Consider the following 26218-nt stretch of genomic DNA (forward strand, 5'->3'; position numbering starts at 1 on the left):
TGAAGTCCACTCTACAGTTATTGCAGCACAAGAGCCTATTTGTTAATCAGCGTTAGGCCAGGCGGTAGCGCTTCACCAAATATCTGCTTTTCTTCACTAGCATCTAACTCTTTCACAGACTCAAGCATTGCTATCCATGAGCTAGGCGCTTTGCTTAGCTTTAATTTGGCAATCACTTGAGCGCGTAGTTCGTCACCTATGTCCCTGACTCTATCACCACTCATGCGAGTAATCAGAGTGGCGGCAAAACCTGCTTGCGGTGTTTTTTTCCAGTTCGTGTTAAGTATTTGCTGTAACCAGGTTGCTGCTGTCTCGGCCGGGACAACAAAATGTGTACTGGCGTGAAGCGGTACTCGCGCACCAATACGACCGACAGCCCACCAGGTTTGCGCTGGCTCGCTGGCTTTTTGTAGCCGTTTTAACAGCCATTCACCAAGCTGTGTTTTCTGTGCTATGGGTAAGCGCTCTAGTACTGCTGCCAGACGTACCATATCATCATAGCCCCGTTGCTTGCTTTGCTTGGCAGTATTACCCAGGCGTGCAGTGGTAGGATTAAGGTATTTAGCCAGGTCGTTAAAAATAATTTCTTGTGCCTCGGTGTCCAGGCCGCCTGAAATTCTGCGCCATAAAGTCCACCATTCGCTCCAGTTCTGGGTTTCATTTACAAACTGTATTTTATTGCCATAGCTTTTCCAGAGTTGTTCGACACGCCAGTTATCCAGTTGATAGCCAAAGCCCGGGCGTAAACAATAGCCGATCAAGCTGAGCCAGACGCGTTCATGGTTGGGCGAGCGGCGATGATTCTTACGCACCTCCAGTAACACATTAAATAATTCGCGCAGTAAATGACTGGACCAATCGCTACGTAAACCTAAACATTTTTCTAAATCAGCGCGTAAACTTTTGACCAATTTAGGATTAATATTTTTAGATTTTGAGCCGAAAATACTTTCTATAAGTTCGACTGCCTGGTTAAAGCCAGCAGGTAAATCTTTAGCAAGTAGTGCAGCTTTGCTTTTTCTGATCTGAAATTGCACGTCCCAGCGTTGCTGCGAATCTTGCATTGCGACGCACTGGATTTGCAATGTACCTACTTCGGATAAGGTCACAGATAATTGCACTGTGACTTCGGCGCTAGCATGGTCAGTTTCCTGATCAAAGGCAACGGCTAATGGAGGCAGGGGATGAAAGTCATCATTTATTGTGACTAGCTCGCCTGCGGTATATGTTTTGCCACCGGTTAATGAGACCAGGTGAAAGCTGACAGGTTGTCCCAGGCGCAAAGAAAATTGGCGATCTTTTAAGATGATTTCATTACCTTCCTCACTGCCACGCGGCAAGATACAGACGCCTTGCTGCTCTTGCCCGGAACCTATTAACAGGAAGTAACTGCGCGATGCACCACCACCAATTTTAATTTCCTTATGTTCCCGTGCAACACCATAGCTAACTGCACCATAGGCGACTGATAGCTCAGGGTGCTGATTTTCCAGCAGTGTAGGCGGGGCATCGCGCCAGGAACTAAGCAAGTTAATAGTGCGTTGGGTGATCGGTTGACTACGAAAAACACCACCATTTAATAGCAGTCCATCCGGTACGATTGTGTCTTTGCCTAATGCAGCTTTAGCTGCTTGTTGATGGGTATTTAAAAAAGCGGCAATATGCTTACTGATGGCAGGTTCCGCAGCATAGGGTAAGCCAAATTCGACCACACCACTGCGTTTTTTATCGGGTAGCTCGTTCAGCTTTGATAAAGGAAAGAAACCATCTAACGCGATTTTCTGAACTTCACCTCTACGTAAGCTTACCGAACGAGTACCACCGATTAATTTAGCCCCACCCCCTAATAAAGTGACATTGAGTTGTTCGGGTGCATCATCTGCCAGGAGTCGCTCTTTGGCAATACGGCATTGTTCCAGTAAGTGAGATAAGTCGGTTGCCGAGAGTTTTTTATTATTGGTGCTTAGGCGTGATTCTGCAAGATGCGCAAGCGACAGATCGATATTATCACCGCCAAGCATCAGATGATCACCCACTCCGATACGTGAAAGTTGCGGCTCATCAGCACTATGGTCAATTTTAATTAGGGTTAGATCAGTCGTACCTCCGCCTACATCACAAACCAGCAGCAGCTTAATATTTTCCAGAGTATTATGAAGATTATCGCTATGGCGGCGTAACCAGTCATAACAAACCGCTTGCGGCTCTTCCAGTAAGCGCACCTGATTTAGGCCTGCAATATGCGCTGCTTCTAGTGTTAACGAGCGTGCCGCTTCATCAAAAGAAGCAGGAACAGTGATAACAATATGCTGATTTTCCAGTAGTGATTCAGGAAACTCGTAATTCCAGACCTGGCGTACATGCTTTAAATAACTGGCGCTGGCATCCAGCGGGGAAACTTTGAGCACGTCTTCGTGGCTACCCCAGGGAAGAATTGCTGCGGTATGGTCGATAGACGGGTGGGATAACCAGCTTTTAGCACTGCTAACAAAGCGGCCTTGCGTTTTTGCACTTAAAACACGAGCGGCAGTACCGATAACCACTTTTTCACCAGAGGGTGAGAAAGCCATATCTGCATCAGACAATTCACCTTCTGTTGGATGGTAGCGAACCGAGGGTAGTAGATTGCGTGCTGAGACTTCGCCCGGAGCAACCAGCTGTTGTATTGCAAAGATCTTTATCGCAGCATTTTTTTGCCGCGTTTTTGCATAGGCAACGACAGTATGGGTCGTACCTAGATCTATGCCTATATGATATTGTGCTGGTTTATTGTTCATGATAATTAGGGCTTTCGTTCCCATACTCTGCATCATTGCCATTAAGTTAAGGCGAGAAACATAGGATGTGCTGAGGTACGAAGCGCATCTTTCGGTCGCTTGATGCGTTTCCTATCGTCAACACATCCTATATCAAAATGCTTAACTTGATGGCAATGATGTTCTGCATGGGAATAATGGAAGTGAAATTACTTACTCATCACCTGAACGGACATCAAATTCAATTTTCCAGCGATTATCATCCTGATTGGAAATCGCCTCTAATGCTAATGTACCGATTTCAGTGACGGAGACAGAAAGATGTACCGGAATCACTTCACCTGCTTTACGGTTTTCTTCAGGTAAGGTGATTTCTATTTCATCCAATTCTTCCAGTTCATCATCAGACCAATAATCCAGACGTGTGCCAACGATGTCTTCCCTGCGTGTTTTAGAGCCAAAAAAGCGGAAGCGCACAGGTTCACCTACAATCACGCCAAACTCATCATGAGGTAATTCAACTTCAGTACCCTCTTCCATCCCAAAAGGGGCGATACATAAGGCTTGAATCTCGGGAGGCATGCCAGGCACAGCAGGCATTGCACTTTCTACGCCAACATAATAAGCAGCAGCAGTACCGCCTTTAATACGTACACCTTTACCTTTACGTACGTAGCCATAATAAGAGGCACCACGCGCTACCGCCAGATCCAGATCTAGCCCGGTTAATAAGCGCGCATCAGGTGCCTGTTCATTGCTTAACCATGAATTGATCACACCCATTAAGCGATCCGCAAAGCGTGTTGCTTTTAAAACACCACCATTAAACAGCACGGCAGTAGGGTGGATAAATGTAGCATTTTCCGGCAGACTAATATCATTTAATTCATCGACCGCATTCAGTTGACGTGTTAAAAAACTGGCCAGGTGACGCGTGATGGCAGCATCCTGAGCATACGGCAATCCGGCTGTGAGCAAACCAGAACGAGCTCGTGTAACCGGCTGTTCACTGCTCATGACTTCGGGTAGAAAGCCTTGCAATAATACCGTATTGACTTCTTCGCGGTTAAGCTCTGTGCGTAGCGTACCGCCTATTAAAGAAGAACCTCGATTCGGCACCACGATAGGTATATTATCCGCTTCATCATCACTGAGGATGGTTTCTTTAGCGGCACGACAGGCATGCGTTAAGGCTTGTATTTGCCAGCCTTCCAGACGTTTGCCACCATCCTGTTCCAGCTTGGATTTGAGTGTGTAAGCCAAAGCCAGATCCATATTATCACCCCCTAATAACATGTGGTCACCCACAGCAATACGAGTTAGACCTAGCGTACCATCTTCTTCGGTGACAGCAATCAATGATAAATCGGTAGTTCCACCGCCGACATCAATCACTAAAATAATATCACCGACCTTGGCATGATTACGCCAATCGCCATCACTTTTCTCGATCCAGCTATATAATGCAGCTTGCGGCTCTTCCAGTAAAATTGCATTTTTTAAGCCAGCTTTTTGTGCCGCTTCAGAGGTTAATTCCCGGGCGGCGGGATCAAAAGAAGCAGGAACGGTTAGGGTAATTTCCTGATCTTGTATCGGCGCATCCGGGTGCTGCTTATTCCATGCGGCACAAAGATGCTCTAAATAAGCGGAGCTAGCCTGAAAAGGTGAAACCCGTGCTACATCCTCTGGCGCTTCATTGGGTAAAATGGCTGATTTACAATCCACTCCCGCATGGCACAACCAGCTTTTTGCGCTGGAAACTAGGCGGATCGGTGTTTTTGTGCCTAAATTACGCGCAATTTCACCGACTAGATAATCAGGTTTTTCTATCCAGGGCAGGGCGGTTTCACCTTCATTAATTTCAGCTTCATGTGCCTGATATAAAAAAGATGGCAATTGTGCTTTGTCTTCAATAACTCCAGGTGCAGTAAGCTGAGGGATTTGTAACACTTCTTGAAAAATTTCATCCGCGTCTGGGTCAGTAATATCAGCATAGGATAATACGCAGTGCGTCGTTCCTAGATCAATACCAATGGAATAATGTTTGCCATTGTCAGGCTGCTGTTCTGATTGGTGCTGCTCAGGCTCGTGTTGTTCGTGTTTATTATGATTGTCGAATTCACTCATAGTTCGACCTCCGCAGCAGCGATAATATTGGCATTATGGCCTGCTGTTAGTTTTGGTAATTTGATATCCGTGACCTGCCAGCCTTTATGCACTAAAGTGCTGGTAAATGGAGCCTGGCCCACGACATTACCCGTCAAGCGTACTTCCGATGCATTAAAACCTTTGTTTAATGTGATTTTGCTACCTTCCTGTTCAGCGCGTACTGTCGCCAGGCTGAAATGTTCTTTTATCACTTTATTACACCCAGAATGTACCACGCGCGCTGCAGCGCCCATATCAGCATCACTGTAGGCATTGACATCTTCTTTGATAAAATCAATAAAGCGTGCTTCTTTTTGTAACAGGCTCAATAATTGTAAAGCGGCATCAGGGGTAGATTCTTTAAGAACAATAGGCTCTGGGGCAGGTAGTTGAACAATTTTTTCAACTTCGACGATTTTCTCTACTTCCACAATTTTCTCCACCACTTTGACTTCCGGTTCGAGCGTGGGGATTTTCGTAGAAATAGTTTGTTCCTTTTCTGCTGTTTGATTTGCTGTGACTTGTTTGCTACGACGTATTAAGCCTATTAACATGGCAAATAAAAGGATAATAACAGTTAGAGCTAGTGCGAAAACAGTTGCTAGCAGATAAACGTGTATCGCATCAAAAGTAGTCGGGAAGGCGTTTAAGTCTATTTTATATAAGCTGGTGTTCATAAGTTTTTAAGGGTAAAAAATTCTATTAAATATTTACTGAAAGCAGCGAGTCAGTCCTGTTTGTAAGCGCTCGAAGTTATTGTCTTACTGGATTGCGCCTGCTTTACGCGCGGCTTCAGCAAACATTAATGATTGCAGGATCTTGCGTGTCATTTGTACGCGAGTCTTGCGTAGAAATCGATCCGCAATAACTTCAGGTACGCCATCGTCAGTAAAGGTCGTGCGGATTTTTGCTAAATCAGGCTCACATTGTTGGATGACTGCATCGGTTGCCACACGAGAGTCAATTTTTGTATAACCCTTTTTCTGAGCTTCTTTGTAGACACACTGAGAGTAAGCGTATTTTGCTTCCTGAACATTTTTTATAGTTGTATCTGAAAGGCTCGTGCCATTCCAGGTTTTAGCGCTGGCTTCGGGTGTCGATACGCTGGTTTGTTGTGGTTCACTGATGTTTACTGGTGGTGTAGTGTTATTAGTCTTATCATCAGAGCAGGCCTGTAAAAATAAGCCACTGAAAATAAGGAATAAAATTTTTTTCATATCAGGATTATAAGTAATGTGTAGTGAGCGCTAATTTTACGCGAATGCAGGGCAATGGACAAATGCGGTTATGTGTATTAAATAAATTAGGAAAATAGGCTGTAAATTTCTGCTACAGCATAATTATGTATAGAAAACACTAGTGCAGCACTGATTTTTAAAAATATTAATTCGCTTATGGTGTTTTTTTGATTGAACTTAGTAACTGAAGTTTCTTAGAAATTCATCAAGGAACCATTCGCAATAAAACGGCTACCACCGAATTTACAGGGGAGCTGCTGTATTTGGGGCAAACCCTTTCAAAATCCGGATCCAAAGCCGCTTCGTCAATGATGCGGCGGATATCTGAAAAGGCGAAACTGGCTCGCCCCTTCACTTTGTGCCGACGTTCCGGATTGGTTTTTAAACGATCCGCGTAAATCCACGTCAGCGTTGTTGCCATCATACAGAAGTTCAAATGGTTGGTCACTGCCTGCGCATTTCGACACTGACTTTTCTGACTCCCTATGTCTTGCTTGAGCTCTTTGAACCCGGATTCGATTTTCCATCGCGCACCATAATACTCAATAATCTGTGTGACGGATAAACTTAGATCGGTCGTAAACAAAGCAATCCACTGTGTGCGACGAAACACCCAGACAACCTGAACGGGTCGTTTCAATGTTTTCAGCATGACAACGCGACTATAAGCCCTGACTTCACGCTGTTTTCCATAGAGATTCACGGTATACGATCGGGCCTTTTGTTGTACTGTTTTTGCCATCGCTGAAAATCAGGGAAACGGAGCCTAAGCGAAGTGATGATTTTTAGTCCGCGATAGCCGTAAGGCCGTTATTTTGTCGGAGTCTGAGCGTTAGCGAAGGTGGAGACAAAATAAAAGGCCATCCGACACGGCGTCAAGTCATTTGGAGCCTATGTTCCGACCCCTTGTTGGGTCGGGACGAGGTGACGAGGACGAATCGGGGCCGCCGGAGGCATAAGTGGTCGCGTTAAGTTTTTGCTGCTTGCTTGGGCTGGGATGCCCAAAACAAGCTTTCGCAAAAATAGCGACTCCCCGAGTCTGTGGCTGCCCCCAGACGCTGCCCGTACTTTTTATTCCGCCCCCTCTGCTTGGGTTTTCTTTTTTCTGGACGATCGTACAGTACATTATTGCACCTTAACCTAGAGAGAATATTAAACCGGCTTCCGATAGCTTTGTAAACAGGCTTCCATAGGCCCAGGCGCGCCATGCTACCTCACGAAATTCCGGGACTCCTGTCGCCATAATTCGTTCACCTACGCAGCGGATGGGAGATGCCCTGAACGCCCTGCGTCCGCTGTCAGCCCCGGACGGGCTGATAGTCTCCAGAAGGCGCAGGGAAATTTGCCAATCCGAAGTGCGCGATAGCGCGCGAGGGAGGCTAAAATTTTATCCCGAATAGCCGTAGAGCCATTTGTGGTAGCCATGACTGAGCTGCTTTGTGCTCAGTCTGTGGCGGACGCAGGGCGGCTGGAGCATCTCCTATTCGCTGCGTAGGTGAACGAATTACGGCGACAGGAGTCCCGGAATTTCGTGAGGTAGCATGGCGCGCCTGCGAAGCTTTGGAAGCAGACTTTATTCCAGAAACATTGTGCGTAATTGGCTCTTCGATTGTGGCACTGGAATTAGCACAGGCTTATTTGAGACTAGGCAGCAAAGTGACCTTATTAGCGCGTCACTCCCTGTTATTTAATGAAGATCCCGATATTGGTGCAGAATTACATAAAATTCTTGAAGCCGAAGGCATGACTATTTTGGCTCATACCCAGGCAGAAGCCATCACCTATAAGAAAGGGATGTTTTCAGGCGCAAAATTCACCATTAAAACCACACAAGGCCAAACACTTACTGCGGATCAATTATTAATTGCTACGGGTCGCCCACCCAACACTGGCAGCCTGGCATTAGACAAAGCCGGGGTAGAGATGGGTAAAGGTGGCACGATTACCGTTGATGACCATATGCGTACCAATGTCGAACATATTTATGCTGCAGGCGATTGTACCAATCAACCGCAGTTTGTCTATGTCGCTGCTGCAGCCGGAACTCGCGCTGCTATTAATATGACCGGAGGGGATGCCGCCATTAATTTATCCGCTATGCCAGCGGTTATGTTTACCGAGCCACAAATGGCGACTGTGGGCTTAACTGAAGCAGAAGCGCAGCATAATCATATCAAAAACGATAGTCGATTATTGCCTTTAGAAAATGTACCACGCGCGCTTGATAATTTTGAAACCAGAGGTTTTGTTAAATTAGTGATGGAAGAAGGCAGTGGTCGTTTAATTGGTGCGCAAATATTAGCACCCGAAGCGGGGGAAATGATCCAGACCGCCGTGTTAGCGATTCATAATCAAATGACCATAGATGATCTTGCAGGGCAGTTATTTCCTTATTTAACCATGGTAGAGGGCATAAGGCTGTGTGCTCAAACCTTTAATAAAGATGTGAAAGAACTCTCCTGTTGTGCAGGCTAATCGGAAGAGTAAGGATTAAATAAAATTCGAAACGGGTAGGATGTGCTGAGGCACGAAGCGCATCACACACAATGGTGCGCTTCGTGCCTCAGCACATCCTATAGAATATATAGTTTCGAATCTTAATAAATCTTGAATTCCAAGAGGAGTACAAAAACCTGTTTTTGTACTCCGAACTGTTCTTAACCCATCTTCGTCACTTTCATCTTTCTAAGCCATTGATTCATCGGTTTAAGCGATTTTTTGTCGAAAAATTCTCTTTAAAATCAATGGTGTTTTTTTTGAAAGTTTTGTAGTGCCATTTATATTATTTTTGTCGATAAATTCATTGACTTTTGTCAAAAAAATCATCATTATTTGAGTGTAATTTACATGCGACAAAAATACTCTAAAAAATCCAACGTTTTATACAAAAACACAAAATCTGTAGTGCCAACTGGCTACTTTTTAAAATTTCAACCAATTGATTTATAACAACTACATCATCAATAGTGACGAAGATGGGTTAATAACTCGTTGGCTAGCCTATTTTAAAGGGAAAGTGAAATGAACCAGAGGCTTAAAGAAAATAATTTATTCAGGCTTTCAAAAATGGCTGAAAAAACGGGTATTAGCGTACATTGCATTCGAACCTATGTGTATCAGGGCTTGATTCAGATTAGTGATAGAACGGTCGGCGGCTTGCTACTGTTTAATGAATCAGCAATAGAACGTTTAGGGCTTATTAAAATGGCCCGAGATGCAGGCGTACCCTTAGCGAAAATAAGCTGTTTATTGTCAGCCAGTGATAACGGAAATATTGAAGAAACCAATACCAGTATGTCTGAACTTAATCAGTATATAGAAGATACCCTAAGTAAAGTAAGTGTTTTTGAACAAAGCTTACTCACATTAATCTCGAAAGATGCGCTTCCTATCGTCAGCTCATCCTACAGAATATATAGTTTCGGGTATTAATAAATTCTGGTTCCTAAGCAACATTCATTAATTTGATAGTCTTTCTTATATTGCTAGCGGCACTTCTTTTGATTTTATCAATTTTTTATAAACTGGATATTCAAATGAATAAAGTGACTTTTATACCGGTTCTTATGATTATTTCAGGCGCATTTTCGCTTTTGCAGGTCGCACATGCAGCAGATGAAGCCACTGTCTATCGCCGAACTAACTTTAGTAATGAATTCAATATTAGTACACCAGAAGGGATTAATGCCAGAGGGTATGCGGAGGTTGAGTCCACGGGCTCAATACACAAAATAAAAATTCACGCTGATGGCTTATTTCCCGATGAAACCTATGTGCTGCTCAACCACTGGATGGAACCAGTTCCTGAACGTGGGGTGCCTGATTCGGCTGGAGCACTTGTTGATCCATCCTGTAACGGGCATACTCAAACACTGATTGTGCAATCCGATACAAAGGGTATGATTGATATTGAAGTCACAGCCAATCAGCTGGCTCCCCATATCTGGGTAGCCAATTTTGCCAAATTTATGGAAGTGACTAAAAATGGCACTCAAGCCCCAGCCAATGCAGATGCTTTTGTAGCAGACGGCTTGCTAATTCCATATGCTGATATTGTTGAACGCGAAGCCAGCTTTGTTGATACAGGTCCTCTTACAGATTGTGGAATGTAGAGTATTCATTACGCAGAAATTACCAACATAAGTTAATATAGATTCTCAGGTAAATAATTTCTATAGACTTTCAGAAAATTAATTTCCGAACAAACAAAAACGACAGAGGGGAAACTGGCTTATAATTTTCGTCCCAACACTAACGGAAACAGTCAAAAATGGTATCCCTCACTTTTTCAAAGTCAATTGTAGACCGACTAAAAAAAAATATGGCGACAGCTCTCAAGCTAAGTAATATTTGTTTATATCGATTAACTCAAGCTCTACTCTGGTTCAGTGAATGCATGGGAATCAAAGAAATAGCACGCCTAATGTGAGTCTGTGAAAAAACCATTATAAATTGGCTGAAAACATTCATGCATAAAGGTGTCGGTTGGTTAATAGGGCAACACTATCAAGGACGTGGTCGGAAGTCAAAGTTAACTAAAGACCAGAAAAATAAATTGGTTGAGTTGATAAAGAAAGGCCCAGAAGACAATGGATTTCATTGTGGAATATGGAATACTGCGATGATTGCCGAGCTTATTTGGTTAAAATTTGAAGTTCGTTATAACTTGAACTATTTATCAAGCCTAATGAAAAAACTGGGCTTCAGTTATCAAAAAGCTCGTTTTGTGACTGATCGCCAAGAAGAAGAAAAGTACGAGCTTGAAAGAAAAACGTGGCTGGAAGAAACATTGCCTGCCATTATGGAAAAGGCGGTAGAAGAAAAGAGTGTCGTTTTATTCGGTGATGAGGTGTCATTTGCTATGTGGGGTTCATTGGCACGAACCTGGGCTCCAATAGGAGAGCAACCCACAGTGAAAACATCAGGGATTCGAAAAGGGTTGAAAATGTTTGGTACGATCGAACTCGAAGGAGGGAGTTTTCAATACCGAGAATCATTGGCTTATGAGATAAAACCAAAGTCACTTAGACTTTTAAAAGAAGCTGGGCTGCCTCAAGAATTTTTAGCTATTCTTAAAAGCTTAAAAAATGAGAAATATCCAACACAGAAGCTTTTTATGGAAGCGATATATTCTATTGCCGACAACGTCTTAATCGAGAGTTATAAGCCAATGATATTACAACACGCTGAAACATCTGGGCGTTTTAATGGTGAAAGCTATGTTGAGTTTTTAACACAATTGCTGGCTTATTATAAAGGCAAGATTATTCTAATTGAAGATGGTGCCCCGTATCATGGAAGCGGTGTTATTAAGGAATTTAAGTTAGCTAATGTAGATCGTTTGACAGTAGAACGTCTCCCTGCGTTCTCGCCGGATTTTAATCCGATTGAGAAATTATGGAAAAATACGAAACGCGATTCGACTCATATGAAGTATTTTAAAACTTTTGAAGATCTTCATGATTCAGTTGTGCAAACTTTTAACACTTATATGCATGATGCCAGTAAAGTGATTTGTGTTATGCAAAAATTGCGGGAAGATTTCGTTGTTACCGCCTAAGTTTAAGCGCTCCAAATTTGGAAATTATTTATCTGAGAAACTATAGCTAAGGGAGATGGAAACACACATCATCCAAAACTGTTGGGCTTTTTGTCTGTCTTCTGCGTTGTAGTAACAGTTAAGTAGCATTCTATGCGCCTGTTACTACGTCTTAAATACGAACAAAAATCCTGCCCAATATTGGACAATCGCTGAAAATCAGGGAAACGGAGCCTAAGCGAAGTGAAGATTTTTAGTCCGCGATAGCCGTAGGGCCGTTGTTTTGTCGGAGTCTGAGCGTTAGCGAAGGTGGAGACAAAATAAAAGGCCATCCGACACGGCGTCAAGTCATTTGGAGCCTATGTTCCGACCCCTTGTTGGGTCGGGACGAGGTGACGAGGACGAATCGGGGCCGCCGGAGGCATTAGTGGTCGCGTTAAGTTTTTGCCGCTTGCTTGGGCTGGGATGCCCAAAACAAGCTTTCGCAAAAATAGCGACTCCCCGCTATTTATTTCCAGCTCCCTAAGACTTAATTATACACTCAGGAAAGAAGGTTGAAATGTTGTTTTAGTGGGATGTTTACCGGTGGCCCAACCTTTCCAGGTGGTTGGTATTGTCTAGAAACGACATATTCTCCCCTTCCTTTAGATTAATAGGGCGCGGTTTGAGAATTTCAGCTTTAAGCAATTACTTTAGTCCTACTGATTATTGTCTTTGTCACCAAGCCAGTTATGGCGTATTTTTTTGAAATTTTTTCGCCAGCTTTCAAGGTCTCCATAGTCAACAAACATGTGTGTACGTTCATGATTATGTATGCGATGTTGGGCATGTTTGATTGGGCACCAGTATTGTTCAGTACGCGCAATAACTTCCCGAGTATAGGCAATAAGCCCATTACCGTAACCACAATACATGCAATTTAACGATTCGATAGCGTTTAGATAGGGTAGGCGGTGCCGGTCAATAATGATATGCTCTGATCGGTTCACCAGTGGAATGCCGTAAATACGAAAACAGATATGTTGATATATACTGATTGAAATATCTAGTAACAGCAGCGGTCCGAGTAAGCTGTAAATAACAGGGGATGATAATATATGCGCGATAGGCGCTTTGCGCAGATAATTCCAAAGTCCGGTTCTTTGGCGACGCTGCAAGCGGCGAACATTGCGCTCAAATACGACCTTGCCACGGCGTAAATTGTAGTGAAATTGTTTACGCCGGTCTTGTAAAAGTCGATCAATTTCAGCTTCTAACTCCTTCTGTGTTAAGCGCAGGCGCTCCAGAATTTCATCTAATTTAAGTTTAACCATAGCTGGATCCGAAAAATCAATTGAGTGAATATTAAGTAGCTGAAGTTTCCCAATTATTGAGTAGCTGAAATACACAATGCTGGTGTATCGAGGTTTATTTTAGGTGGTTTTGCCATGTTTATAGCAAACCCCTACTTAATTTCCCTTAGGCAATAGCATTTGAAACGAATGAAAAGACTATTTTTTTCATATAGTTGTAGTATAGTTTCAATTTTACCATAAATAATTATTGGGAAACTTCAGTTAAGTAGTAACCCTGGATTACAAATAATAGTTCACAATTTAGCTACGCCCCATGCCTATGTAAGAAAAGAAACGGGTAAACACAGCCTGAGAGAAATTGCCCGTATTATTGATCTGTAATAGACAGGTAACGCCACAATGTTAGGTATTTTTTATTGTCATTAAACCATAAACAACGCTGTAGAGGTATATTACCATACCATGACTATGCTGGTTATTGCGGGTTAAGGTGGAGAATAGCATTAATCTCGGCTTTGAGTGCATCTATCTAAGGTACGAAGTCGTCCCCAGAGCCCCGAAAGCTACGTATGGCTTTACCGGAGTCGATAGGCGACTGTAAACGAAAGGTGCTTGATTGCATCACTCAAGCGGGTGTTTCTGATTAAGCAAATAGGACTGCAACAATTATAATTTACGGCAAAGCTATAAATTTGATTAAATTCACAGCTAAAGGCTCTCATTTTTTTATAGATACAGTATAATGCGCAAATGAGTTTAGCTTTTAAGAATAGTGCTATGGAGAATATTAATGTTAAAGAAATTAGCTGTTTTAGTGGGATTGTTTGTATTAAGCCCGATGGTTCAGGCAGAAATAAGAATTGGTGTTGTGAATATACCCTTATTAATGGCAAATGCTCCACAGGCAGCTGAAGCTAAAAAACGCCTGGAAAAAGAATTCTCGCCTAAAGAAAAGCAATTAGTCGCGCAGCAAAAAAAGATTAAAAAACTGGAAGAAAGACTAGCCAGAGACGGTATGACTATGACCGAGACAAAAAAGCGGGACCTGGAGCGCGATATAATTTCTATACGTCGAGATGCGCAGCGTGCCCAGCAAGAATTCAAAGAAGATTTCAGCATTCGTCGTAATGAAGAGTTAGGTAAAATGCAAAATAGAATCATTGAAGCTGTTAAAGCACTAGCCGAGGAAGGTAATTATGACCTGCTTCTTACTGAAGGCGTTATCCATGCAAGTAGCAAGGTAGATGTAACAGATAAAGTACAAGAAAAGCTGTCTAAAATGCCATAGAAGCATGCATTTTTAGCGCAAAGATACACACGGAAACATACTATAATCGGGTTTAAGTATAGCTTTATCCCATGTTACACAAACATGGGATAAAGCTAGAGTACATGATAGCCATTAATATATGTTTATAGTCATTTTAGTTAAGTTAAAAAGGTTGTTAAATTGGAAACAGTACTTGGTATAAAAGAGATCCAGGAATTTTTACCTCATCGGTATCCATTCTTGTTAATTGATAAAGTTGTAGAATGTGAGCCAGGAGTCAGATTATTAGGGGTTAAGAATGTCACCTTTAATGAGCCTTTTTTTCAGGGACATTTCCCGCATATGTCAATTTTCCCAGGTGTTCTGATTCTTGAGGCGCTAGCACAGGCAACGGGTCTGCTCGCATCAGAAACGTCACCGGATGAACTGGGGCATGGCATGACTTATTTTCTAACCAGTATTGATAAAGCTAAATTCAAGCGTCCAGTAGTCCCGGGAGACCAGATGATGCTGGAAGCAGTGTTTGAAAAGAGCAAGCGCAATATCTGGTCATTTAATTGTACTGCTACTGTTGATGGTGAATTTGTTGCCAGTGCAATTATTCGCTGTGCAGCCGTTGGAAAAAAGATTGATTGATTCCAAAGCAATTGTTGATATAAAGGCAGAAATTGCAGATGATGTCCAGATAGGGCCTTTTTCTGTCATAGGTGCTGATGTCACTATTGATTCAGGGACTGTTATCGGTCCTCATGTTGTTATCAAAGGACCGGTACAGATTGGTAAGGACAACCATATCTATCAATTTACTTCGATAGCGGAAGACCCCCAGGATAAAAAGTATGCCGATGAAAAAACCAGCTTAACCATTGGTGATAGAAATGTTATTCGAGAATTTGCAACACTGCATAGAGGAACACTGCAAGATCATGCGGAAACAAGGATTGGCAATGACAATCTATTTATGGCTTATACCCATGTCGCGCATGACTGTGTGATAGGGAATAATGTAATTATGGCAAATGGCGCATCGCTGGCTGGACATGTCCATCTCTGTGATAACGCCATCCTGGGTGGTTTCACCCTGGTACATCAATTTACCCAAATTGGTACCTTTAGCTTTTCGGCGATGGGCAGTGTCATTACCCAGGATGTACCTCCTTATGTGATGGTCGGTGGTCGTCCAACAAGGCCGCATGGTATAAACTCGGTAGGCATGGAGCGCTCGGGTAGTAGCCCTGAAGCAACTCGGTTAATACGCAAAGCCTATAAAATCCTGTATAAAAATAATCTCCGTCTGGAAGATGCTATTGAAGACATGGAAGACCTGGCCGGTGAGTGTGATGAGATTTCCAATATGGTTAGTTTTTTGCGCAATGTGACCCGTGGTATTTTGCGCTGAGTAGCAGGCTTTGAACAGCAGTCATAAGGTCATTGCCGGAGTCGATGAAGTAGGCCGGGGCTGTATAGTAGGTTCGGTTATTGCCGCCGCAGTTATTTTAGATCCGGCACACTCAATTGATGGATTGTCCGATTCAAAAAAACTATCTGCAAGTAGGCGAAATACCCTATCGGATATCATCAAACAGCAATCTATCGCCTGGGTGATAGGTCGAGCTGAAGCTAGCGAGATCGATCAGATTAATATCCTGCAAGCATCACTACTTGCGATGCAACGTGCAGTCAGCTCATTATCCGTGCGACCCGACTGGCTAAAAGTGGACGGTAATCAATACCCTGATACTGCGTGCCCGGGTGAAACTATTATTCAGGGTGATTTATTAGTTGCTGAAATATCTGCGGCATCAATTATTGCCAAAGTGTATCGAGATCAGGAAATGATACTGTTAGATGCGTTGTATCCTGGTTATGAATTTTCCAGGCATAAAGGCTATCCAACCAAATTACATAAAGAAAAATTAGCCAGACTTGGGGCTTGCGAGCAACACCGACGATCTTTCGCACCGGTAAGCAAAATGCAATAGTCCAAAGTTTGCTATAGCCGCTCTCTATATCTTGTACAGTAAATAATTTAGTCTCACCTCACCCATATCTGATTTGCGTGTTATGCAACCTGAATTTATTCATTTACGCTTACATTCTGAATATTCTCTAGTTGATGGTATTGTTAAAATCAAGCCGCTGATTAATGAATTAGCGGAACTTTGCATGCCAGCGGTTGCCATAACAGACCATTCCAATCTATTTGCCCTGGTTAAATTTTATCGCGCAGCACTGGCTAAAGGTATTAAGCCTATCGCTGGTGCGGATGTGAATATTTTCAATTCGGATGCGGCATCCCAGCCTTTTCGCCTGACATTACTCGCTAAAAATAATGTTGGTTATGTGACGCTGACGGAGCTAATCTCCAGGGCCTATCAGGAAGGGCAGCATCTAGGCATCCCCATGCTACAACGTGAGTGGCTAGAGCAGAACCATCAGGGTCTAATCGTTTTGTCGGGAGCTATGGAAGGTGATATAGGCCAGGCTTTGCTGGCCGATGACATCCAGCAAGCTAAAGAACTGGCGCAGTTCTGGAGTCAGCTCTTTCCCCAGAGCTTTTATCTCGAATTACAGCGTATCGGCAAGAAGCAGGAAGAAAATTACCTTGCCAGCGCAGTTGCCTTAGCAACAGAGCTTGATTTACCCGTTGTAGCTACCAATAATGTACGCTTTTTAAAAACTGAAAATTTTGCTGCGCATGAGGTGCGTGTGTGCATTAATCAGGGGCGTGTGATAGATGATAGCCGCCGCCCTAAAGATTATACCGCTCAGCAGTACTTGCGCAGCACAACTGAGATGCAGACATTATTCGCCGATATTCCTGAGGCATTAGCCAATAGTGTAGAAATAGCCAGGCGCTGTAATATTCAGTTAACCCTGGAGGAAAACTACCTGCCGGATTTTCCTGTGCCAGAAGGTATGTCACTGGATGAGTTTTTTATTGCAGAATCAAAAAAAGGTCTGGATGCCCGCTTAGAAAAATATCCGGCTATAGGTTCGGATACTGCAGATGAAAACCGCAAGGCTTATGATCAGCGCTTAAAAATGGAACTGGATATCATCGTACAGATGGGTTTTCCAGGCTATTTTATGATTGTCGCCGATTTTATTCAATGGGCAAAAGATAATGCAATTCCGGTAGGCCCAGGTCGTGGATCGGGTGCCGGGTCGCTAGTTGCCTATGTACTTAATATTACTGACCTGGATCCGATTGAGTTTGATTTACTGTTTGAGCGCTTTCTAAATCCGGAGCGGGTTTCGATGCCGGATTTCGACGTTGATTTCTGTATGGACAGGCGTGATGAAGTGATTGACTATGTTGCCGGTCATTACGGACGGGATAAAGTTTCACAAATTATCACCTATGGTTCGATGGCTGCCAAAGCGGTTATTCGCGATGTCGGGCGAGTATTGGGCCATCCTTACGGCTTTGTCGATAGATTGTCCAAGCTGGTGCCATTTGAAATTGGCATAACACTTAGCAAAGCCTTGCAAGATGTTGCAGAGTTTAAAGAATTATATGATACCGATGACGATGTAAAAAGCCTGATGGACATGGCGCTTTCCCTTGAAGGTACGGCTAGAAATGCTGGGAAACATGCAGGGGGGGTGGTTATCGCACCCACTAAACTTACCGATTTCTCGCCCCTTTATTGTGAGCAGGGAGGCGGCAACCTAGTTACTCAATTCGATAAAGATGATGTAGAAGCAGTTGGCCTGGTCAAATTTGATTTTCTGGGTTTGCGCACCTTAACGATTATCGATTGGGCATTACAAACGATCAATAAGAAACTTGCGGAATCCAGTCAACCACTAGTCGACATTACACAGATTCCACGCGATGATGCTGCATCATACGAGTTATTAAAAAATGCTGAAACCACGGCGGTGTTTCAGCTTGAGTCGCGGGGTATGAAAGAGCTGATTAAAAAGCTTAAACCCGATTGCTTTGACGATATTATTGCGCTGGTTGCCTTATTTCGCCCAGGGCCATTGGAGTCTGGCATGGTAGATGACTATATCAATGTAAAGCATGGTGCAAAAGCGGAATATGCTCATCCTATCTTGATACCGGTGCTAGAGCCTACGAATGGCGTTATTTTATACCAAGAGCAGGTTATGCAGATCGCCCGTGAAATGGGGGGGTATACCCTGGGTGGAGCGGATTTGTTGCGTCGTGCCATGGGTAAGAAAAAAGTTGAGGAAATGGCGCAACAGCGGGCTATTTTTACCGAGGGTGCCATAGCTAATGGTCTCGATGAGAAAATCGCAACCTATGTGTTCGATTTAATGGAGAAATTTGCCGGCTATGGTTTTAATAAATCACATTCGGCTGCATACGCTCTCGTTGCGTATCAGACTGCCTGGTTAAAAGCCCATTATCCTGCCGCATTTATGGCGGCAGTATTGTCCTCAGATATGGATAATACCGATAAGGTTGTTATTCTGATTGCGGAATGTCAGGATATGAATTTAATGGTATGTCCTCCAAATATCAATGTCTCTAATTACCAGTTTACCGTGAATGATGCCGGAGAAATTGTCTATGGCATTGGCGCAATTAAAGGTGTCGGTGAAGCAGCAATAGAAGACTTGCTGCGTGAAAGAAAAGCTAATGGTTCGTTTACTGGTTTATATGATTTATGTAAGCGCGTGGACTTACGTAAAGTAAACCGCCGTGTTTTTGAGGCGCTGATACGCGGGGGTGCTTTTGATACGTTTAATGATAATCGTGCCAGTCATATGGCGGAGTTGCCTACAGCAATTAAAGTGGCCGAACGTCATGTGAAAATGGCAGCAGTAGGGCAAAATGACTTATTTGGCCTGGCAGTGAATGCAGAAAGCCAGGATGATGAAGTTAGAGATTATGCCGATAATGTAGCTGTATGGCCAGAAAAAGAGCGCCTGGCGTTTGAAAAATTAGCCCTGGGTTTGTTTTTAACTGGACATCCGATAGATCAATACTGGCCCGAGTTACAAAATATTGTGCATGGCAGTATCGCCAAAACTATGGCAACTATTGAAAATAGCCGAGGTAAAATAGATGTGTGCCTAGCGGGATTATTAATTGGCATTCGCACTCGTTTAAACAGAAAAGGGCGCAATATGGGGTTTGCCACGCTAGATGATAAAAGTGCGCGTGTCGATGTGGCTATCTATAGTGAAACGTTTGAATTATATCAAGACCTGTTATCTACAGATGAAGTGCTGGTAGTTGAAGGCTCGGCACGTATTGATGGTTATTCCGGCATGCTCAGTGTAACAGCTGAAAAATTGTATAGTATGGAGCAGGCGAGAGAAAAATTTGCACGTTGCTTAATGCTGGATTGGGACAGCAATGCAGTGGTCGAAAATGCCCCTGATTTTATCCGTAGCCTGCAGGAAACTCTACAGCCTTTTACCGATGGCCAGTGTATGTTAGTGATCAATTATCACTCGGCAACGGCTAAAACAAGTGTGCAACTAGGTGATCAGTGGCGGATACACCCTACGGATGAGTTAATCACACGCTTACAGCGTATCCTCAACCGGGATACTGCTGTCCGAATCAAATATCGATAAGCACTATTATTGTTGGACGAGAGATAAGTTTGCAGGGCTATGACGAATATTATTAAATAATTGTGTAACAAATTTGTAACGGCGTGCGTATTAGGATTTTAAACGAAAAATGGAGCAACACACAGGCGCGCCATGCTACCTCACGAAATTCTGGGACTCCTGTCGCCATAATTCGTTCACCTACGCAGCGGATGGGAGATGCCCTGAACGCCCTGCGTCCGCAACGACTACGCACAAAAGCCGCTTCGTCATTACTACCTCACTGGCTGGACGGCTATTCGGAATGCAATTCTTGCTCCTCTCGCGTGCTGCTAGCACACGTCGAATCAGCGAATTGCCCTCAGGTAACGACGAACAACGCTGGTCGCAATTGATGAGCCGTGCTCAGCAAGGTGATGAGCATTGCTATGAAAAATTGCTTGTAGAACTGGGTGATGTGACGGCCGCTTTTTTATATACCCGGTTTGGTCCTATCGATATGCTTGAGGACTGTGTGCGGGAGTGCCTGATTGCAATACATGCTGCGCGGCATACCTATGACACAAAACGGCTATTTCGCCCGTGGTTTTTTGCCATAGTACGCAACCGAACGATAGATATATTACGTAGTCAAAAATCCTATAAGGCAGCATTTTGCTGTTTTTTTCAGTATGGCAGGCATGATCAATAAAATGTCCATCCGCCGCTGTCAGCCCCGGACGGGCTGATAGTCTCCAGAAGGCGCAGGGAAATTTGCCAATCCGAAGTGCGCGATAGCGCGCGAGGGAGGCTAAAATTTTATCCCGAATAGCCGTAGAGCCATTTGTGGTAGCCATGACTGAGCTGCTTTGTGCTCAGTCTGTGGCGGACGCAGGGCGGCTGGAGCATCTCCTATTCGCTGCGTAGGTGAACGAATTACGGCGACAGGAGTCCCGGAATTTCGTGAGGTAGCATGGCGCGCCTGTGCTTCTATGGTGTATTCGTCAAGTTCTGGGAATGCTTTAAGATAATCAATGCCTTGCGATAGCAGTGTTTCAGCGTGAAGATGATAGCTCTGCTGTTCAAATGCCTCAAGCATACTTGTTCGTCTATGCGACTTCAGTGATTTAAAATACGTTGAGTGGGGAAGCAGCTGGCCATAAATCTGTTCATTGGTTTGGAGGAAATGGCGACCACTATCGACTACACTGATACAGCGTAATAACCCAAGGAGAATAAAGTCGATATCCTTCAACTCTGGGCATGAGCGAGCCCACAAAGGATGACGCTCTGCTAACAGGGCACGTTCCATACTTTCATTGCAGTGTTGGTGAATATGTTCAGAGAGTGGTAGGTCTTTAAGCATGGGTGATATCCGTTTATGAGGTGATTAAAACGGAAATTCTTAGAAAAATTCTTCGGCAAATGCAAGCTTTATTTGAAATTATTTGTTGTTTTTTTACGGTGCCTACAGAGTGTCTATTTGCTGTGATAAGTGATTAAAATCAAAAAGATGGAAATATTCGAGTGGTGCTACATTCAGGTAGGTTATAGGCTGCTTTGTTTAGGTACTTCTTCTTTCAATGGGAACACTGATGATAAAAGTAGGAGACTATATCACGGGTGATGAAATTAAACGGCCGATGTGAATTGCGGCGGATAGTGAAGGGAATCTCTGGTTTGCAGATGCAGGATTACCAAACCCGCCATGTCCCGCCATACTCAATGAGGATAATGTGATTGGCTCTGATGGTTCAAGCAATACCCTCGCTGCGGTAACACTGATTCGTCATCTTGGGGAAATGCGTGAGGTGACGACCTTCGGTAAAACTGTCGATATACCACGAGATGTTTTGCGATGGCCTTGGGGTATTGCCGTCGATGGGAATGATAATATCTGGGTTGCTAATTTTGCAGGCAAGAGAATTATGCACTTATGCGGTGTAAAAGAGGAGAACTGCCTGCCGGGCTTCCATACAGGTGAACCTTTTTCGGGTTATACTAGCGATGCCTTAAAGCGCGTTACAGGCATTCAAATTGATACTTCTGGTAATGTCTGGGTAGTCAATAACTATAAAGAAATTGGCTTGTTTCCTCCTGGTCAAGAAAACCCGGGTGGGCATGAAATTGTTGTGTTTATCGGGCTCGCTGCGCCAGTTAAAACACCATTACTAGGAACAGTCCAGCAGCCTTAATATTCTGTAGGGTGTGCTGAGGAATGAAGCACACCATTGTGTGTAATGCGCTTCATTCCTCAGCAACATCCTAAAGAGTTGAGATTTTTTTTACCCCTTAATCCTAAGAAATGGGGCGCATAAGGTCACTCTTTCGAGCAGCCTTGCGCCCCCTTATTGATTAAACCAGCACCCGCTCAATACCCCCTTTTGAAGCCTGCTTGATGTAGTCTTGCATCCAGTCGTCTCCGAGTATGTTTTTAGCGATTTCTACCACGATATAATCTGCATCCAGTTGTTCATCGCCATCATCGAAACGCTGCAAGCCTTGCATGCACGATGGACATGAGGTTAGCATTTTAATCGGGCCATCATTGCCATTAGCTCGCAGTTTGGCCTTGTCATTTTCTAATTCTTCGGCTTTTCTGTAACGCACTCCGGTAGATACATCTGGGCGTCCAACGGCCAAGGTGCCTGACTCACCGCAACAGCGATCAGATTTATGTACGTCTGTGACCATTAAGGCGTTAACTGTTTTCATCGGGTCTTGTTGTTTCAATGGCGTATGACAAGGGTCATGGTACATATACTGAGTGCCATTGACACCTTCCAGTTTGACATCTTTTTCCACTAGATATTCATGAATATCGAGCATACGGCAGCCCGGAAATATTTTGTCAAACTCATAATCTTCCAGTTGATCCAGACAGGTTCCGCAACTAACGACAACGGTCTTGATATCCAGATAGTTCAACGTATTTGCAACACGATGAAACAGAATACGATTATCTGTGGTGATTTGATCTGCCTTCTCGAAATCGCCTCCGGCTCGCTGAGGAAAACCACAACATAAATATCCAGGAGGCAATACGGTTTGCACGCCTATTTCATATAGCATTGCCTGGGTTGCTAAGCCAACTTGTGAAAACAAGCGTTCAGAGCCACAGCCCGGAAAATAAAATACCGCTTCGGAATTAGTGCGGGTTTTTTGCGGGTCGCGGATAATAGGAACTATATCATTACTCTCAATTCCTAGCAGTGCCCTGGCGGTTTTATTAGGCAACTTACCCGGCATCTTACGGTTAGTAAAATGCACCACATATTCCTGCATCTTGGGCTTGCCAATTGATGCAGGTGGTTGTTTAAGCTGTGCTTTACCCCAAGGGCGGATAAAGAAATTGCCTATTCGCTGTGCCTTGTATGACCATTCGATCAATACTTTGCGCATCATTTTAACGCTGTTGGGGTGGCCGGTAGATAAAAAGGCAATGGCCATGGTTTTTACTGGGTTAAAGCTTTGCTTGCCCATTTTACGTAATAGGTTACGCATATTCATCGACACGTCGCCGAAATCAATATCTACTGGGCAGGGGCTTTCACATTTATGACAGACGGTGCAATGGTCGGCCACATCTTCAAACTCTTCCCAATGACTAATGGCAATGCCTCTACGTGTTTGCTCTTCGTATAGAAAGGCTTCAATCAGCAGGGACGTTGCCAGAATTTTATTACGCGGCGAATATAATAAATTCGCCCGGGGGACATGGGTAGAGCATACTGGTTTACATTTACCACAGCGCAGGCAGTCTTTAATAGAGTCCGAGATAGCACCGATCTCACTTTGTTGCATAATCAGTGATTCATAGCCCATTAAGCTAAACGAGGTGGTATAGGCTGCGTGTAAATCGGCACCTGGCATAAGCTTGCCTTTATTAAAGCGTCCTTCTGGATCTACTTCTTGTTTGTAACGATGAAAACTAGCTAATTCCTCTGTGCTCAGGAATTCGTATTTAGTGATACCTATACCATGCTCACCTGAGATAACGCCGCCAAGAGCGCGCGCCAGCACCATAATGCGTGCAACCGCTTCATTGGCTTCATGCAGCATTTGATAATGATCGGAATTGACCGGCAAATTGGTATGTACATTCCCATCACCTGCATGCATATGTAAGGCAATAAATACGCGTCCACGCAAGATATCCTTATGCGTCATTTCTAGGCGCTCGATAATTAGCTTGAAATTATCACCTTCAAATATCTCTTTTAACTCTTGTAATAATTCCAGCTTCCATGAAACGCGTATGGAATGATCCTGCAAGCGATGAAATAAGGTGGGTGATTCTGCACGGTTAGTGAACTCACTCGCCTTAATGTCTAGTTGTGCAAAAATTGGTTCAGCATCGGGCAAGGCTAAATCAAGATTATCGTAGAGCCACTGCCAGCGCGTTCGTACCTGTTCGATAGTATTGAGTGCCTGTTCGCGCCGATCACCTATTAGTTCGTCCTTATTGGCCTCATCTTCATAGTGGCGTAAGGGTAGTTCACCTTGCAGAAATTCTGCTAAAGCAGTACACAGGCGTATTTTGTTGCGCAAAGATAGTTCAATATTGATGCGCTCGATACCATCACAATAATCCCCCATACGTGGTAGTGGAATAACCACGTCTTCATTAATTTTAAATGCATTGGTGTGTTTGGCAATCGCAGCAGTACGCGAGCGATCCAGCCAGAAAGTCTTACGTGCTTCAGGGCTGACTGCGACAAAGCCTTCAGCGCCACGGGCATTACATAGGCGCACAACTTCGGATACAGCCGAGGCAACCTGATTTTCATCATCGCCAATAACATCGCCTATCAAAATCATTTTCGGACGGCCCAGGTGTTTGGCTTTGCTGGCATAGCCAACTGCTTTGACGTAACGGTCATCCAGGTGCTCAAGTCCGGCTAGCATCACCCGCAATTCGCCTGTTTTAGGTAAGGCCATAAGATAGTCGCGAATTTCGACTATTGCAGGCACCGCTTCTCTGACCTGGCCATAGAATTCAAGACAGAAGGTGCGGGTATGTGCTGGCATTTTATGCAAGATCCAGCGCGCCGAGGTAATAATGCCGTCACAGCCTTCTTTCTGAATGCCGGGTAATCCACCTAAAAATTTATCGGTAACATCCTTGCCTAATTCACCTTTACGGAATTGTGTTCCGGGAATAAGTAGCGATTCTTCAGCAAGTAATTTTTTACCGCTGGCATCGAAGCGCTTAAGTGCAAAGCTGACTTGATCCTGGTCATGAATCTTGCCCAGATTGTGCTGTTGACGCTCAACTTCCAGCCAGTTACCATCCGGCGTTACCATGCGCCAGGAAACCAGGTTGTCTAGCGCTGTTCCCCATAACACCGCCTTTTTTCCACCCGCATTCATCGCTACATTTCCGCCTATGCAGGATGCGTCAGCTGAGGTTGGGTCACAGGCAAATACCAACCCTGCATTTTCGGCAACATCCATCACCCGACGAGTAACGAGACCTGCTCCGGTATAAACTGTAGCATAAGTTTTCTCAACTCCCGGCAGACTACTGGCGTGATCTACCTGGCCAATTTCCATCAGTTTTTCAGTATTAATCACGGCTGAATAAGGCGTTAAAGGCACTGCGCCACCGGTATAACCCGTGCCACCTCCACGCGGAATAATAGTCAGGCCGAGCTTGATACAATCTCTGACTAACTTGCCAACTTCTTTTTCGCTACGTGGATACAGCACCACAAACGGATATTCCACCCGCCAGTCAGTTGCATCGGTGACATGTGAAACGCGTGCAAAGCCATCAAAGCAAATATTGTCTTTACGCGTATGTTTAGATAATAACGCCAGCGCTTTGCGGCGCATTTTTTCAGTGTCTTTGAAGTGGGCTGCAAAGGTATCGACGGCCTTATGTGTTGCTTTAATGAGCTGCGCCACACGTTTAGCCCGGTCAGCGCCTTCTGTCTCATATTCTGTGCGTCGCTTTTCCATCTGTAACAATCGATGGCGTAATGCTTCTAGCAGAGAATTACGTCGCTTGCGGTTGTCGAGTAGATCATCCTCAAGATAGGGGTTACGCTGTACTGCCCAGATATCCCCCAATACTTCGAATAGCATTTGCGAAGAGCGGCCGGTGACGCGCTCATCGCGTAGTGAATTCAGAACCTGCCAGTTATCTTCGCCGAGTAGGCGGATGACTATTTCACGGTCGGAAAAAGACGTGTAGTTATAAGGGATTTCGCGTAACCGTACGGGTGACGCTTCAGTTGGTGATAGGGGGGATTGTGTATCCACAGATATGTTTATTTATGTTAAGGCAAGATAAAAAATTTTTGTTATTTTAGCATTTTCCAGGGCTTGTACAGCAGCTATTTTACTTTTACAGACAGAGATTTTTTTGGTGTTGATTTAATGAAAAATGCATCTTTATCCCTAATACAAAATAGCTGCTGCACTAATCGTAAACATCATTGAACACT

Annotated in this window: 25 protein-coding genes and 2 pseudogenes; 13 read left to right on the plus strand and 14 right to left on the minus strand. The window is 44.0% G+C overall.

Annotation, left to right across the window (positions count from 1 at the left end):
• Positions 1-35: 35 nt before the first annotated feature.
• The 8 genes and pseudogenes from K6984_RS02270 to K6984_RS02300 form a co-directional block, all read right to left on the minus strand.
• Positions 36-2777, minus strand: a complete 2742-nt coding sequence (locus tag K6984_RS02270) for an Hsp70 family protein (RefSeq protein ID WP_221894134.1) — start codon at positions 2775-2777, stop codon at positions 36-38.
• A gap of 192 nt (positions 2778-2969) precedes the next feature.
• Positions 2970-4883: an Hsp70 family protein gene (locus K6984_RS02275; protein ID WP_221893986.1), complete on the minus strand. Its 1914-nt coding sequence runs from the start codon at positions 4881-4883 to the stop codon at positions 2970-2972.
• Complete coding sequence (locus tag K6984_RS02280) at positions 4880-5581, minus strand: DUF2760 domain-containing protein (RefSeq protein ID WP_221893987.1); 702 nt, start codon at positions 5579-5581, stop codon at positions 4880-4882. Before K6984_RS02280 ends, K6984_RS02275 begins: the two co-directional genes overlap by 4 nt.
• Positions 5582-5665: 84 nt before the next feature.
• Entirely contained in the window at positions 5666-6121 is a 456-nt protein-coding gene (locus K6984_RS02285) for a hypothetical protein (protein WP_230987818.1), read from the minus strand.
• 226 nt (positions 6122-6347) lie between these two features.
• A pseudogene (locus tag K6984_RS02290) lies at positions 6348-6884 on the minus strand (transposase); the annotation flags it as partial.
• Between the two features lie 149 nt (positions 6885-7033).
• Entirely contained in the window at positions 7034-7162 is a 129-nt protein-coding gene (locus tag K6984_RS32265) for a hypothetical protein (protein WP_263458596.1), read from the minus strand.
• Positions 7111-7350, minus strand: a complete 240-nt coding sequence (locus K6984_RS02295; RefSeq protein WP_221893988.1) for a hypothetical protein — start codon at positions 7348-7350, stop codon at positions 7111-7113. The genes K6984_RS32265 and K6984_RS02295 overlap by 52 nt, the downstream gene beginning before the upstream one ends.
• A 46-nt stretch (positions 7351-7396) precedes the next feature.
• Positions 7397-7567, minus strand: a complete 171-nt coding sequence (locus K6984_RS02300; protein ID WP_221893989.1) for a hypothetical protein — start codon at positions 7565-7567, stop codon at positions 7397-7399.
• Positions 7568-7606: 39 nt separating this feature from the next.
• On the opposite strand from K6984_RS02300, the pseudogene K6984_RS02305 reads away from it, so the two are divergent.
• The 5 genes and pseudogenes from K6984_RS02305 to K6984_RS02325 all read left to right on the plus strand — a co-directional run.
• Positions 7607-8617, plus strand: a pseudogene (locus tag K6984_RS02305) (FAD-dependent oxidoreductase); the annotation flags it as partial.
• Between the two features lie 546 nt (positions 8618-9163).
• Positions 9164-9574 carry a MerR family transcriptional regulator gene (locus K6984_RS02310; protein WP_420831629.1) on the plus strand — a complete coding sequence of 137 codons (411 nt, stop codon included), beginning with the start codon at positions 9164-9166 and terminating at the stop codon, positions 9572-9574.
• 68 nt (positions 9575-9642) lie between these two features.
• Complete coding sequence (locus K6984_RS02315; RefSeq protein ID WP_221893992.1) at positions 9643-10254, plus strand: hypothetical protein; 612 nt, start codon at positions 9643-9645, stop codon at positions 10252-10254.
• 158 nt (positions 10255-10412) lie between these two features.
• A complete protein-coding gene (locus tag K6984_RS02320) occupies positions 10413-10571 on the plus strand; it encodes a hypothetical protein (RefSeq protein WP_221893723.1) in 159 nt (52 codons plus the stop codon).
• A 39-nt stretch (positions 10572-10610) separates the two neighbouring features.
• Positions 10611-11702, plus strand: a complete 1092-nt coding sequence (locus K6984_RS02325) for a transposase (RefSeq protein WP_221893722.1) — start codon at positions 10611-10613, stop codon at positions 11700-11702.
• A 68-nt stretch (positions 11703-11770) separates the two neighbouring features.
• Here the strand turns inward: K6984_RS02325 and K6984_RS02330 are convergent, their stop codons facing one another.
• The 3 genes from K6984_RS02330 to K6984_RS02335 all read right to left on the minus strand — a co-directional run bounded on the left by K6984_RS02330 (position 11771) and on the right by K6984_RS02335 (position 12994).
• A complete protein-coding gene (locus K6984_RS02330; RefSeq protein WP_221893993.1) occupies positions 11771-12013 on the minus strand; it encodes a hypothetical protein in 243 nt (80 codons plus the stop codon).
• A 27-nt stretch (positions 12014-12040) separates the two neighbouring features.
• Positions 12041-12169 (minus strand): hypothetical protein, encoded by a 129-nt coding sequence (locus K6984_RS32270; protein WP_263458600.1) that lies wholly within the window; start codon positions 12167-12169, stop codon positions 12041-12043.
• A gap of 210 nt (positions 12170-12379) precedes the next feature.
• Positions 12380-12994, minus strand: a complete 615-nt coding sequence (locus K6984_RS02335) for a hypothetical protein (protein ID WP_221893994.1) — start codon at positions 12992-12994, stop codon at positions 12380-12382.
• A gap of 772 nt (positions 12995-13766) precedes the next feature.
• Here K6984_RS02335 and K6984_RS02340 point away from each other — a divergent pair.
• The 5 genes from K6984_RS02340 (at position 13767) to dnaE (ending at position 19808) form a co-directional block, all read left to right on the plus strand.
• Complete coding sequence (locus tag K6984_RS02340; RefSeq protein ID WP_221893995.1) at positions 13767-14264, plus strand: OmpH/Skp family outer membrane protein; 498 nt, start codon at positions 13767-13769, stop codon at positions 14262-14264.
• A gap of 162 nt (positions 14265-14426) precedes the next feature.
• Positions 14427-14882 (plus strand): 3-hydroxyacyl-ACP dehydratase FabZ, encoded by a 456-nt coding sequence (gene fabZ, locus K6984_RS02345; RefSeq protein WP_221893996.1) that lies wholly within the window; start codon positions 14427-14429, stop codon positions 14880-14882.
• Entirely contained in the window at positions 14821-15645 is an 825-nt protein-coding gene (lpxA, locus tag K6984_RS02350) for an acyl-ACP--UDP-N-acetylglucosamine O-acyltransferase (protein ID WP_420831639.1), read from the plus strand. Before fabZ ends, lpxA begins: the two co-directional genes overlap by 62 nt.
• A 10-nt stretch (positions 15646-15655) precedes the next feature.
• Positions 15656-16228: a ribonuclease HII gene (gene rnhB / locus K6984_RS02355; protein ID WP_221893997.1), complete on the plus strand. Its 573-nt coding sequence runs from the start codon at positions 15656-15658 to the stop codon at positions 16226-16228.
• Between the two features lie 82 nt (positions 16229-16310).
• Positions 16311-19808, plus strand: coding sequence for a DNA polymerase III subunit alpha (dnaE, locus tag K6984_RS02360; RefSeq protein ID WP_221894137.1), 3498 nt, complete (start codon positions 16311-16313; stop codon positions 19806-19808).
• Between the two features lie 52 nt (positions 19809-19860).
• On the opposite strand, the gene K6984_RS02365 is transcribed toward dnaE, so the two are convergent.
• Positions 19861-20043 carry a hypothetical protein gene (locus tag K6984_RS02365; protein ID WP_221893998.1) on the minus strand — a complete coding sequence of 61 codons (183 nt, stop codon included), beginning with the start codon at positions 20041-20043 and terminating at the stop codon, positions 19861-19863.
• Between K6984_RS02365 and K6984_RS02370 the strand changes: the two genes are divergently transcribed.
• Together K6984_RS02370 and K6984_RS35940 are read left to right on the plus strand one after the other, a co-directional pair.
• Positions 20000-20182 carry a hypothetical protein gene (locus tag K6984_RS02370; protein ID WP_221893999.1) on the plus strand — a complete coding sequence of 61 codons (183 nt, stop codon included), beginning with the start codon at positions 20000-20002 and terminating at the stop codon, positions 20180-20182. The two genes, K6984_RS02365 and K6984_RS02370, sit on opposite strands and share 44 nt — an antisense overlap.
• Positions 20183-20286: 104 nt before the next feature.
• The gene (locus tag K6984_RS35940) at positions 20287-20478 is read left to right on the plus strand and encodes a sigma factor (RefSeq protein WP_420831640.1); all 192 of its coding nucleotides are present in this window, start codon (positions 20287-20289) and stop codon (positions 20476-20478) included.
• 99 nt (positions 20479-20577) lie between these two features.
• Here the strand turns inward: K6984_RS35940 and K6984_RS02380 are convergent, their stop codons facing one another.
• Positions 20578-21132, minus strand: a complete 555-nt coding sequence (locus K6984_RS02380; RefSeq protein ID WP_221894001.1) for a hypothetical protein — start codon at positions 21130-21132, stop codon at positions 20578-20580.
• 370 nt (positions 21133-21502) lie between these two features.
• Here K6984_RS02380 and K6984_RS02385 point away from each other — a divergent pair, with 370 nt between their 5' ends.
• Positions 21503-21961, plus strand: coding sequence for an NHL repeat-containing protein (locus K6984_RS02385; RefSeq protein ID WP_230987821.1), 459 nt, complete (start codon positions 21503-21505; stop codon positions 21959-21961).
• A gap of 160 nt (positions 21962-22121) precedes the next feature.
• Here K6984_RS02385 and K6984_RS02390 read toward each other — a convergent pair whose 3' ends face one another.
• Positions 22122-26033, minus strand: coding sequence for a DUF3683 domain-containing protein (locus tag K6984_RS02390; protein ID WP_338024422.1), 3912 nt, complete (start codon positions 26031-26033; stop codon positions 22122-22124).
• Positions 26034-26218: the final 185 nt, after the last annotated feature.

The organism is Bathymodiolus japonicus methanotrophic gill symbiont (genome assembly GCF_019721995.1).
Taxonomy (GTDB): Bacteria; Pseudomonadota; Gammaproteobacteria; order Methylococcales; family Methylomonadaceae; genus Methyloprofundus.

Coding starts and splice junctions, on each gene's coding strand:
- K6984_RS02310 (WP_420831629.1), top strand. CDS start 9,164: ATGAACCAGAGGCTTAAAGAAAATAATTTATTCAGGCTTTCAAAAATG.
- K6984_RS02275 (WP_221893986.1), bottom strand. CDS start 4,883: ATGAGTGAATTCGACAATCATAATAAACACGAACAACACGAGCCTGAG.
- K6984_RS02280 (WP_221893987.1), bottom strand. CDS start 5,581: ATGAACACCAGCTTATATAAAATAGACTTAAACGCCTTCCCGACTACT.
- lpxA (WP_420831639.1), top strand. CDS start 14,821: ATGGTGAATTTGTTGCCAGTGCAATTATTCGCTGTGCAGCCGTTGGAA.
- K6984_RS02340 (WP_221893995.1), top strand. CDS start 13,767: ATGTTAAAGAAATTAGCTGTTTTAGTGGGATTGTTTGTATTAAGCCCG.
- K6984_RS02300 (WP_221893989.1), bottom strand. CDS start 7,567: ATGGCTACCACAAATGGCTCTACGGCTATTCGGGATAAAATTTTAGCC.
- K6984_RS02285 (WP_230987818.1), bottom strand. CDS start 6,121: ATGAAAAAAATTTTATTCCTTATTTTCAGTGGCTTATTTTTACAGGCC.
- K6984_RS02335 (WP_221893994.1), bottom strand. CDS start 12,994: ATGGTTAAACTTAAATTAGATGAAATTCTGGAGCGCCTGCGCTTAACA.
- K6984_RS02370 (WP_221893999.1), top strand. CDS start 20,000: ATGGGAGATGCCCTGAACGCCCTGCGTCCGCAACGACTACGCACAAAA.
- K6984_RS35940 (WP_420831640.1), top strand. CDS start 20,287: ATGCTTGAGGACTGTGTGCGGGAGTGCCTGATTGCAATACATGCTGCG.
- K6984_RS02295 (WP_221893988.1), bottom strand. CDS start 7,350: ATGGCGCGCCTGGGCCTATGGAAGCCTGTTTACAAAGCTATCGGAAGC.
- K6984_RS02270 (WP_221894134.1), bottom strand. CDS start 2,777: ATGAACAATAAACCAGCACAATATCATATAGGCATAGATCTAGGTACG.
- K6984_RS02325 (WP_221893722.1), top strand. CDS start 10,611: ATGCATAAAGGTGTCGGTTGGTTAATAGGGCAACACTATCAAGGACGT.
- K6984_RS02320 (WP_221893723.1), top strand. CDS start 10,413: ATGGTATCCCTCACTTTTTCAAAGTCAATTGTAGACCGACTAAAAAAA.
- K6984_RS02330 (WP_221893993.1), bottom strand. CDS start 12,013: ATGGCCTTTTATTTTGTCTCCACCTTCGCTAACGCTCAGACTCCGACA.
- K6984_RS02380 (WP_221894001.1), bottom strand. CDS start 21,132: ATGCTTAAAGACCTACCACTCTCTGAACATATTCACCAACACTGCAAT.
- dnaE (WP_221894137.1), top strand. CDS start 16,311: ATGCAACCTGAATTTATTCATTTACGCTTACATTCTGAATATTCTCTA.